The sequence below is a fragment of the Pseudoalteromonas sp. S3776 genome, assembly GCF_005886915.1.
In the GTDB taxonomy this organism is placed as follows: domain Bacteria; phylum Pseudomonadota; class Gammaproteobacteria; order Enterobacterales; family Alteromonadaceae; genus Pseudoalteromonas.
Genome location: NZ_PNCU01000071.1, coordinates 1 through 10476, shown reverse-complemented (window position 1 = coordinate 10476; position 10476 = coordinate 1). Strand labels below are relative to the sequence as shown.

The window sequence follows — 10476 nt, the reverse complement described above, 5'->3', positions numbered from 1 at the left end:
TTCTTAAGATCCAACCTATGAATATTTATTAACCGATGTAAGTGCCTGTACTATAAATGATGAGCAGCAATGTATAAGGTTAAACCTTGTTGACTTATTCTCTGGCGAGGAACGCTCATTTAGATGGTACTTAGATACGCACGAGCTACAAAACATCAGAAATAAGAGAATAAACTTAGTCGGTGAAAAAAGTTACTTTGGATATATCGTTAATGAAATTCAGTGGTAAAAAATTAATAGGGAACTAAATGAGTACTAATTTTAATGAGACTTTAAAAGGCTTTTTCTGGGGAGTAGGGTTTGTAATAGCAACGCTAGGTGGCATCAGTGTATACGCGCTTACCATAGCTGCTGAGGTGGATAGTGGATTTAAAGAGCTGGTTTCTAATAAAGCATTAGATAGCGCGTCTGATTTAAGTAATGATTACAAACTTACCCTTTCTGGTATTTTTAAAGAAAATGGGCGCGTAAGAATTACTGCAGAGTTAAAAAATATAAGCAACGAAAGCATTTATGCTGGTGGTGTTATTGCGTCCACATTTGATGAAAACGGTAAATTTGTTGGTAATTGTTTAGGTAAAAGCGATGACATGTTTATAGAGCCAAGCAAGAGTAGCTATATTGATATTCACTGCACTCTACTAAGACCGCAGGCAAGCAGAGTACACTCTGCTGAATTAAAGTTTAAGTTGCTTGGTTTTTGAACTATTCAAGAAGGACAGATTTTATGAAACTTATTGAAGTAGGTTCATTGTGGTATTTGTTTGAAAATGATGATGGTTACTATATCCAGCAACTTAGCGGTTCCATGCATAGTGAAACGTCTGCAATTTATAAACTTCTAGATGAAGAGATCAATAATTATCTTAAATTTGGTAATGAAGCGCTTTCTAAAACCATAAATTACTTTAGTGATATCGGAAATTACAGTCGTTTATCAGCAGAGCGTCGAGTAAGTTTAGAAATAATTGGTAAGATACAATTAATTGTTAATACACGGGTGAAAGCAGGTAATTATTAAAATGTTTTTAATAATTACTCTTTGAATAGAGTTAATAAAGAAACTTTTTTCTTGTGTAAAATAAGAGTTCAAACTTCTAGTTATTAATTGGTATGAGGTTTTATGCAGAGTAAGTTATTTAGTTGGCAACGGGGTCGCCAAGCGTCGGGCTACGATAAAATGTTATTGTGCTACATGCTCTTCCCTTTTAAATTGGATGCTTACTTAATTAAATTCCCGCAGGGGAGTGAAATAAAACCGCATACCGATAAAGTTAAAACTGGCAGACATTTTAGGCTCAATATTGTATTGAAGCATGCTGCGAAAGGTGGTGAGTTTGTGTGTGAAAATCCAATTATAAATCACAGCCGAGTTAAACTTTTCAGGCCTGATATTGAGCGGCACCAAGTATTAAAAATAGAGCAAGGTACTCGCTATATTTTAAGCATAGGTTGGATTAAAAAGTAATTTGTGTAGGTTGGGTAGAGCGAAGCGAACCCCAACAGGACACCTTTCTTTCAATAGCTGTTTTCAAACAGCTATCAACCCTATTTTATTTCCTAAATCTAACCCCAAATCCACCAATCACTAATAACAACACAAATCCCCATACAAACACATTGCCATATTGGCTGTATACGCTGTCGCCTTGTATAAGCTTTATATTGGCTTTCATGGTCGCCGCTTCAAACTGTGGCATGGTTTGCTGTGTGTGGCTTATTGGGTCGTATACGGCGCTTACGCCATTATTGGTAACGCGTACCAGCGGGCGTTGTAACTCTAATGCGCGCATGCGGGCTATTTGCATGTGTTGCAATGGCCCAATGGAGTCGCCAAACCAGGCATCGTTACTTACCGTAAAGAGTAAGTCTGAGTCGCTTTGGTAATTTCCGCGCACTAAATCGGCAAATACTATTTCGTAGCAAATCGCAGGTAGCAGGTTAAAGCCATTGGCGCGTAAGTTGTTTTGCACTCTATCGCCACGCGTAAACGATGACATAGGTAAATCAAACAATGGCGCTATAGGTCGCAATATATCCTGAAATGGTACAAATTCGCCGATAGGTAACAACTGGTGCTTACGGTAGCGGTTTTTGTCTAGGTAGCGGTAATGGCCGTGCTCGTCGTTGTGCTCTTTATTACCGACCACAATAAGGGTGTTGTAAATAGTTTTGGTGTCGAGCTGGTAGTCAACAATACCGGTTACTAACGCGGTTTTATTAAACGATGCGGCGCTGTCTAAATTGGCTAAATAGGTGTCGGCAAGGGCTTCTATTTCTGGCACCGCGGCTTCGGGCCATACCACAAGATCAGCATCCCAATGTGGGCGCGTTAGATCTTGGTACTTACTCATGGTGGTCCAAAACTCGCTGGGTTCAAAGCGCAGGTGTTGTTTTATATTACCTTGCACCAATAAGGTCGACATTTCTTTGCCAGAGTAGCGATTATTACCGGTATTTAATGCGCCAATAACAAGTAACGCTAAAGCGGCTGCGCTTATTAATGGGGTTTTAAACTCTTTTTGGGTGAGCCTGTAAAGGGAAAGACCAATAGCAACACAGGTAAGCGTTAAGCCAAATTCGCCAATATAGGGGGCAAGTAGCCTAAGCGGACCATCTGTTTGTGTATAGCCAAAACTTAGCCACGGAAAGCCGGTTAGTAAGTGTCCACGTAAATATTCACTCATGGCTATGGTGGCAATGAGCAGTGCACCCATGCTTTTAGGGCCACTTGCAAAGCGAGTTGCAGCCCAAAACGCGAGTGCTGGAAACAGCGCTAAATATGAGCACAGTAAAGCCATTAATGAGAGCGACGCTATAAGCGGCATGCCGCCAAAAGTAGCAATAGATACATGCACCCAGCTAATACCTGCGCCAAACCAGCCTAAGCCAAATATAAAGCCATATTTAGCGGCGCTTTTTGCGTGCGCTTTGCCTGTGTTGTTTGGGTTGATACAAAAAATAATGGCGGCAATGCTAAAAAATGCGATGGGCCAAATTTGGTAAGGGGCGTAGCCAAAAGTTAAAATAAGGCCCGCAACCAGTGCGAGCCATGCTTTTTTATCTTTTACTAACAGGGTGAGTTTAGTTAGTAGTTTCTTCACTGTCGTTTTCATCAACCTTAGGAACGGTGACTTGCAGTTGTAAAATACGACGGTTATCAGAATTAGTTACTTTAAACTGATAGTCGTCTATTTCAATTGTTTCGCCGCGACTTGGCATATGGCCAAATGCGTGTAGTACCGTACCGCCAATGGTATCGGCTTCATCGGTGCTGTAACCTGTTTTAAAGTACTCGTTAAAGTCATCAACAGGGGTGAGCGCTTGTACTACGTATACATGCTTAGCAAGTTGGCGAATGTCTTGTTGATCTTCTTCTTCGTCGTGCTCATCTTCGATTTCGCCAACGATTATTTCAAGAATATCTTCAATGGTGACAAGGCCCGACACACCGCCGTATTCGTCAATGACAATTGCCATGTGATAGCGTTGCTGGCGAAACTCATTTAGTAGGGTATCTACGCGCTTGCTTTCAGGCACTACCATGGCAGGGCGTAAATATTCTCGCAGTGAGGGTAGGTGCTCGTCTTTATTTAAAATAAGCGGCAGCAAGTCTTTTGCGAGCAAAATACCTTCAACGTGGTCTTTGTCTTCACACACAACCGGAAAACGCGAGTGGGTAGAGTCGACCATCATGGGGATCAAATCTTCAAGGGGGCTGTCGACCTCAAGTGTGACCATTTGTGAGCGCGGGATCATTATATCGCGCACTTTAAGCTTGGATACACCAAGCACACCTTCAATCATTTCTTTGGTTTCTGGGTCGATTACGTCACGCTCTTGCGCGTCGGCAATTACTTCAACCAGCTCTTCTCTATTCTGGGGTTCCCCTTGCAACATTTGGGCTATGCGGCCCATCCACGTTTTGCCAGAAGAACCCTGGCTAGATTGCGAGTTATCGTCGCTCATTGCGTCTAAATGCTCCGTTAATTTAAATTTCGTCCCGGTATGGGTCAGCTATGTTTAGCTCTGCAAGTAATTGCTTTTCTATGCTTTCCATCTCAAAAGCGTCTTCACTCTTTATATGGTCAAATCCAAGTAAATGCAAGCATCCATGAATAACCATATGGGCAAAGTGGTCATGAAATGACTTTTCTTGCTCGATTGCCTCGGCCAATACAATGGCTGGGCAAATTATTAAATCACCTACTAATGGCAAATCAATGCCTGGCGGTGCTTCAAATTCGAACGACAACACGTTGGTTGGTTTATTTTTACCACGGTAGTCGTTGTTTAATTGTTGTGATTGGGCTTCATCGCTTATAACGATGCTCAGCTCCGACTCATCACGAAACTTGCTCAGGGCTTTATCGGCCCACAGTGCAAATTGTTCTTCGCTTGGGAGGTTGTCAAACTCACAGGCTATTTGTAAATCTAATTCGGTGCTCACAATATTACTCTTTAGTAGAAGGCGTCTGTTGAGCGGCAAGTTGCTCTTTGGCTTTTTGCTTTTCTATACGCTTTAGTCGCTCGCTTTCGTCATTACGCTCGTAGGCTTCTACAATACGGCCAACAACAGGGTGGCGAACTATGTCGTGCGATTGGAAAAAGTTAAAGCTAATTTCTTCAACATCGCTAAGTACTTCTATTGCGTGGCGAAGGCCTGAGCGCGCTCCGCGTGGCAAATCAACTTGTGTAATATCACCCGTTATTACTGCTTTAGAGTTAAAGCCTATACGGGTTAAAAACATTTTCATTTGCTCGGCGGTGGTATTTTGGCTTTCATCTAAAATAATAAATGCATCATTTAATGTGCGTCCACGCATGTATGCAAGTGGGGCAATTTCAATAATGTGTTTTTCAATCAGTTTTTCTACCCTTTCAAAGCCAAGCATTTCAAATAGGGCGTCGTAAAGCGGGCGCAGATATGGGTCTACCTTTTGGCTTAAATCACCTGGTAAAAAACCGAGTTTTTCGCCGGCCTCTACCGCAGGGCGGGTAAGTAATATCCGACGAATTTCTTGGCGCTCTAGGGCATCAACTGCGGCTGCAACAGCAAGGTAGGTTTTACCTGTACCGGCAGGGCCAATACCAAAGGTAATGTCGTGGTGCAAAATATTAGCAACATACAAACCTTGGTTATCGTTTCGGGGTTTAATTACACCACGGCGGGTTTTAATAAACATTTCTTTGCCGTAGGCACTTTGCGGCACGTCTTGTTCTAGGGCTTTTGATTCGGTAATGGCTAAATGAACGTTGTCGGGCTCTATTTCACCAATTTCACCACGAACAGGCTGAGTATCAACATAAAGGTTTTTTAAAATTTCTACGGCCGCGGCACTTGAGTGCAATTTACCTGTTACTTTAAAAAAGTTGTCGCGGTGGATTATTTCAACACCTAGGCGGCGTTCAATTTGTTTGATATTTTCGTCAAACGGTCCACATAAAGAAGAAAGGCGTTTGTTGTCGGCAGGTTCTAAATAAATCTCTAATGTTTTTAACTGATTACTCAAAATTACTTCCTATTCGGGTGCGCCAGTAAGCGTTACTGGCGCAATGAATTTATACAACTACGGTACGAAAGTAGCTACGCCAATTTCGTTGGTTGTATCGATTTTTGGCTCCACGCTTGCCGCTTTTGTTAAAATAGCTGAAGGAGCAACATCACGACGTAAGTTCATTTCTGATTCTGTACGAATTAAATCGCCACGTAAAGAGTTTGGTAACGCTTCGGTGATACGTACATCAACAAACTGACCGATCACTGTGTGTGGGCCAACAAAGTTAACTACACGGTTGTTTTCGGTGCGGCCACGTAATTCCATTGGGTTCTTTTTAGAAGGACCTTCAACTAAAATACGTTGCTCTGTATCAAACATTTGGCGGCTAATTTGCTGTGCCATTTGCGTAATGCGGTTTTGTAGTAGGTATAAGCGCTCTTTTTTCTCTTGCTCTGATACGTCATCAGGCAAGTCGGCGGCAGGGGTACCTGGACGCGCACTGTAAATAAAGCTAAAGCTCATATCAAAGCCAATGTCGTTAATCAGGTTCATGGTGGCTTCAAAGTCGGCTTTGCTCTCGCCTGGGAAGCCAATAATGAAGTCTGACGACATGCTTAAATTAGGGCGAATTTTGCGCAGTTTACGTATTGTTGATTTGTACTCAAGCGCTGTATGGCCACGTTTCATTAAATTAAGAATACGGTCTGAACCACTTTGCACAGGTAGGTGTAAGTGATCTACAAGCTCTGGTACATCGGCGTAAGCATCAATAATATCAGGCGTAAATTCAACCGGGTGCGAAGTGGTGTAACGAATACGGTCAATACCGTCAATCGCTGCTACGTAACGAATTAAATCAGAGAAGTAACAAATTTCACCATCGTGTGTTTCACCGCGGTATGCATTTACGTTTTGGCCTAGTAGATTTACTTCACGTACGCCTTGCTCAGCAAGTTGTGCAACTTCTAATAATACGTCATCTAATGGGCGGCTAACTTCTTCACCACGGGTGTACGGTACAACACAAAAAGTACAGTACTTAGAACACCCTTCCATTATTGATACAAATGCAGACGGGCCTTCTGCTTTTGGCTCTGGTAAGCGGTCAAATTTTTCAATTTCTGGGAACGAAATATCAACCACCGATGAGCCTTTGTCGCCTTGCACTTGTTTAATCATTTCTGGTAAACGGTGCAGAGTTTGCGGCCCAAAAATAACATCAACAAAGGGGGCGCGCTGGCGAATAGAGTCACCTTCTTGTGAGGCAACACATCCACCTACACCAATAATTAAATCTGGCTTGTCGTCTTTTAACAACTTCCAGCGGCCTAATTGGTGAAATACTTTTTCTTGCGCTTTTTCACGAATTGAACAGGTGTTAAGTAAAATAACGTCGGCGTCTGCTGCTTCTTCCGTTAGCTGGTAGCCGTTGGTTGAATCTAAAAGATCAGCCATCTTCTGAGAGTCGTACTCGTTCATCTGACAACCCCAAGTTTTGATATGCAGCTTTTTGCTCATTGAAATATAGCCTCGTGTTCAATTCGGTAGTGGCACAAAAATGTGCTTAAAACGGGATTAAGGAGCAAGGTTGCTCACTTAAAGGACGCGTATTTTAGCTGGATACCCGCCCAGATCCAAGTATAGTTTTCATGTTTGTGATCTCAAATCAATACATAGGGAGTTTAATAGCGTGATAGTTATATACTCTCGCATACATCCTGTGAGTTACGGTACAATCAAAACAGTTTCACGTATTAACCAAATGATGAAAAACATGACTAAAAACAAAGTGATTGTTGTAGGCGCAGGGATGGTCGGAGCGGCCATGGCAATAAAGCTTGCTCAGCAAGGAAAATCAGTACAAATAATAGAAAAAAAACTGATAAACGCCGACGCTATTTTAGCAAGTGAACAAGTAGATATTCGAGTATCGGCTATTAATCGTTTTTCAGAAAACTTGCTGGATGAGCTAGGGGCTATGCCTATTTTAAGGCAAAACCGTTTAGCGCCTTATCAGCAGTTAGAAGCGTTTGAACGTGGTGGCGACAACCTATTATTTGATTGCGATGATATTAATACCTCGCACCTAGGCCACTTAATTGAAAACAATTTAATACAAGCAAGCCTTTGGCAGCAGTTTGCGCATTATAACATTGAGGTTATTGAGCAATCAGCTCCCTTAACGGCTATTAAGCAAGATAGTGCGTCAATCACCCTCATTTATGGCGATACCCATTATACTGCTGATTTAGTTATAGCAGCCGATGGTGGGCAATCACAGCTACGTGCAAAAGCTAATATTGGTGTAACGGGGTGGCAATATCAGCAGCATTGCATGGGTGTACTAATAAAGCTTGATGCGCCGCAGCAAGTAAAAACATGGCAACAATTTACCCCTACAGGCCCTATAGCATTTCTACCGATGCAGGCGCCCTACGCAAATTTAATTTGGTACGACAGCGCTAGCACCTTACAAAAGTTTAAAGGATTAACGACTGAGCAAATTAAGGCGCATATTTTAAATAAATTTCCATCCCTTGCTGGCGATTTTGAGGTACAAAGCCATGCGGTATTTCCGCTTACTCGCCAGCATGCAAATAATTACTCTAATGGGCGAGTAGTGCTAGTGGGTGATGCAGCACACACAATTAATCCATTAGCAGGGCAGGGCGTTAATTTAGGTTTTCAAGATGTGGTTGCTCTGGCACAGCTACTAGAAGGTGCTAATGATATTGGCTGCCCGATAAAGCTAAAAGAGTACGAGCGAAGCCGCCGTAAGGCTAATCTGTTAATGATGAGCATGATGGATGCGTGTTATTTTGGCTTTTCTAATCACATTACGCCGCTTAAATGGGCGCGTAGTCAGTTTTTAAAAATGGCTAACAATACCGGTCCTTTAAAAAACTGGGTATTAAAATATGCCATTAGTGGAGAGCTTAATTAAATCAACTTAAGTGATTGGCTAGCTGAACAAATGCACAGCCAATCACTCCCCTGCTGACGCAACTTGAACATCTGTTATTAATTTATTCCGTTATTACATTTTTTTGCCATACTCAAACTACTAATCAAATAAAAGTAGTGTGTTTGTGGATAATTTTTTTATTTTTATACTCATCGTTGGCGCTTTGCTTTTAACGCTTAGTATTGTGCCTACAATAAAAATTTGTAAAAAAACTAACCGTGTATCGTGGATTTTGTTACTTGCGCTTATTTTTAGCTTTATAGTGGGTTATTGGTATGTGCTTTATTATTTTGTAAATAACGATATAGACGGCTTTATTGCAACGAGTGTATCGCTCATTTTGTTTGGCGGCGGGGCTTTTGTATATTTAGTTATTCAGCTTAGTTATAAAAGTATTTTAAAAATAGACCGCTTTGCAAAGCGCCAACGAACCCTTGCCGAAAACGACAGTTTAACCGGCCTTCCTAATCGAAAAAAGTTTTTCCTAGTGCTTAACAAACACGTTAAGTACGAGCCTTCGTTTTATTTAATGCTTATAGATTTAAACCGCTTTAAGTCTGTTAATGACTCATACGGCAATAAAGTAGGGGATATGTTGCTCAGCATTTTTTCGAAAACTCTCAGTCATAATATTATCGGCATAGCTAAGCTATATCGTTTGGGCGGCGATGAATTTGCACTTATTATTGATGACTCAACTAATGAGACTGTTGATTTATGCATTGAAGCGATAAAAAAATCAACCAAGCATCCATTTCACATTTACGAGCACAGCTTACGTGTCCACGTTACTGTCGGGATAACCACCTTTGCTAATCATTCGTCGCATGCTAATGAGTTATTAAAACAAGCTGACTTAGCACTGCATGAAGCCAAAGCTACGCACCAACTGTACGTACATTACTTTGAGGCGTTGAGTGCTCGTGCTAACGAGCTTTCAAATATGACCTCGCGTATTAAACAAGCGATTCAAAACCATGAGTTTGAGCTTTACTTGCAACCTATTTTTGATGCTAAAGCTAACGAGGTACATGGTGCAGAGGCATTAATACGCTGGCCGCAAAGCGATGGCTCGTTTATCAGCCCTGAAGTGTTTATTAGTATTGCAGAGCAAAGTGGGCTTATACTGAACATTTCAAAATGGGTACTGCTCGAAACAATAAAACATTTAAAAGCGTTAAAAGCAGCTGGCTTTATAGGGCAGTTACACGTGAATCTTTCAACTAAAGATTTAGAAAGCCCAGAGTTTTACGAGTTTGTTGAAGAGCTAGTAAAGCATGACCCAACACTAAGCGACGCGATTATATTTGAAATAACCGAATGCGCTATGATGACAAACCTAGAAGCCGCTCGCACAATGATGCAAAATTTAAACAATAGAGGGTTTGAATTTAGTGTAGATGACTTTGGTACTGGTTTTTCGTCTTTAGTATTACTGCGAGAGTTGCCTGTAAGCCAAATAAAAATAGATCAATCATTCATAAAAGATATGCTTACACAAATAGCTGATTATGCGATTGTTGAGTCGACATTGTTTTTAGCCACACGGCTTAATTGTAAAGTAGTTGCAGAAGGAATAGAAAATAACGATCTTAAACAAACATTAACGCTAATGGATTGTGATTATTTACAAGGATATTATTTTAGCAAGCCAGTTAATATAAATGAATTTATACACAAATATGCTAATGAGGAAAAATACAGGATAATTTAGAAAGTGGCTGGGATACCAGGATTTGAACCTGGGAATGCCAGGATCAAAACCTGGTGCCTTACCGCTTGGCGATATCCCAACTTTAAATTTGGATGAGTTTTAGTTCTAATTAAGAACATGGTGCGGAAGGAGAGACTTGAACTCTCACATCCTAAGATACTGGAACCTAAATCCAGCGCGTCTACCAATTCCGCCACTCCCGCAGTTCTTATTCTTTATACAACGTTTCTTTGGTAGAAGAAGTTGGCTGGGATACCAGGATTTGAACCTGGGAATGCCAGGATCAAAACCTGGTG

At 41.3% G+C, this 10476-nt stretch carries 10 protein-coding genes and 2 tRNA genes; 5 read left to right on the top strand and 7 right to left on the bottom strand.

All coding sequences use genetic code 11. From position 1 onward, the window contains the following. Positions 1-248: 248 nt before the first annotated feature. The 3 genes from CWC16_RS18565 (at position 249) to CWC16_RS18555 (ending at position 1468) form a co-directional block, all read left to right on the top strand. Complete coding sequence (locus CWC16_RS18565) at positions 249-704, top strand: ATPase (RefSeq protein ID WP_138542603.1); 456 nt, start codon at positions 249-251, stop codon at positions 702-704. A 23-nt stretch (positions 705-727) separates the two neighbouring features. Then, complete coding sequence (locus tag CWC16_RS18560; protein WP_138542602.1) at positions 728-1021, top strand: hypothetical protein; 294 nt, start codon at positions 728-730, stop codon at positions 1019-1021. A 102-nt stretch (positions 1022-1123) separates the two neighbouring features. Next, the gene (locus CWC16_RS18555; protein WP_138542601.1) at positions 1124-1468 is read left to right on the top strand and encodes a 2OG-Fe(II) oxygenase family protein; all 345 of its coding nucleotides are present in this window, start codon (positions 1124-1126) and stop codon (positions 1466-1468) included. Between the two features lie 85 nt (positions 1469-1553). Here the strand turns inward: CWC16_RS18555 and lnt are convergent, their stop codons facing one another. From lnt to miaB, 5 genes are read right to left on the bottom strand one after another with little or no spacing between them, the layout of a single operon-like run. Continuing rightward, complete coding sequence (lnt, locus tag CWC16_RS18550; protein WP_171037690.1) at positions 1554-3104, bottom strand: apolipoprotein N-acyltransferase; 1551 nt, start codon at positions 3102-3104, stop codon at positions 1554-1556. Beyond that, a complete protein-coding gene (corC, locus tag CWC16_RS18545) occupies positions 3085-3969 on the bottom strand; it encodes a CNNM family magnesium/cobalt transport protein CorC (RefSeq protein ID WP_004589463.1) in 885 nt (294 codons plus the stop codon). The genes lnt and corC overlap by 20 nt, the downstream gene beginning before the upstream one ends. Positions 3970-3991: 22 nt before the next feature. After that, the gene (gene ybeY / locus CWC16_RS18540) at positions 3992-4450 is read right to left on the bottom strand and encodes an rRNA maturation RNase YbeY (RefSeq protein ID WP_024033864.1); all 459 of its coding nucleotides are present in this window, start codon (positions 4448-4450) and stop codon (positions 3992-3994) included. A gap of 4 nt (positions 4451-4454) precedes the next feature. Next, positions 4455-5513: a PhoH family protein gene (locus tag CWC16_RS18535; protein WP_138542599.1), complete on the bottom strand. Its 1059-nt coding sequence runs from the start codon at positions 5511-5513 to the stop codon at positions 4455-4457. A 57-nt stretch (positions 5514-5570) separates the two neighbouring features. Further along, entirely contained in the window at positions 5571-7019 is a 1449-nt protein-coding gene (gene miaB, locus CWC16_RS18530; protein WP_055016128.1) for a tRNA (N6-isopentenyl adenosine(37)-C2)-methylthiotransferase MiaB, read from the bottom strand. Positions 7020-7263: 244 nt separating this feature from the next. On the opposite strand from miaB, the gene CWC16_RS18525 reads away from it, so the two are divergent. Both CWC16_RS18525 and CWC16_RS18520 read left to right on the top strand, forming a co-directional pair. Then, on the top strand, positions 7264-8445 hold the full coding sequence (locus CWC16_RS18525) for an FAD-dependent monooxygenase (protein ID WP_138542604.1): 1182 nt from the start codon (positions 7264-7266) through the stop codon (positions 8443-8445). Positions 8446-8590: 145 nt separating this feature from the next. Continuing rightward, complete coding sequence (locus CWC16_RS18520) at positions 8591-10180, top strand: putative bifunctional diguanylate cyclase/phosphodiesterase (protein WP_138542598.1); 1590 nt, start codon at positions 8591-8593, stop codon at positions 10178-10180. A gap of 4 nt (positions 10181-10184) precedes the next feature. Here the strand turns inward: CWC16_RS18520 and CWC16_RS18515 are convergent. After that, positions 10185-10259: transfer RNA gene (locus CWC16_RS18515), tRNA-Gln, on the bottom strand. 39 nt (positions 10260-10298) lie between these two features. After that, a tRNA-Leu gene (locus tag CWC16_RS18510) sits at positions 10299-10383 on the bottom strand. Between the last annotated feature and the right edge of the window lie 93 nt (positions 10384-10476).

Excerpts from the sequence above, each read along its gene's own strand:
- CWC16_RS18565 (WP_138542603.1), top strand. The coding sequence starts at position 249 with ATGAGTACTAATTTTAATGAGACTTTAAAAGGCTTTTTCTGGGGAGTA.
- CWC16_RS18560 (WP_138542602.1), top strand. The coding sequence starts at position 728 with ATGAAACTTATTGAAGTAGGTTCATTGTGGTATTTGTTTGAAAATGAT.
- CWC16_RS18555 (WP_138542601.1), top strand. The coding sequence starts at position 1,124 with ATGCAGAGTAAGTTATTTAGTTGGCAACGGGGTCGCCAAGCGTCGGGC.
- corC (WP_004589463.1), bottom strand. The coding sequence starts at position 3,969 with ATGAGCGACGATAACTCGCAATCTAGCCAGGGTTCTTCTGGCAAAACG.
- miaB (WP_055016128.1), bottom strand. The coding sequence starts at position 7,019 with ATGAGCAAAAAGCTGCATATCAAAACTTGGGGTTGTCAGATGAACGAG.
- CWC16_RS18525 (WP_138542604.1), top strand. The coding sequence starts at position 7,264 with ATGATGAAAAACATGACTAAAAACAAAGTGATTGTTGTAGGCGCAGGG.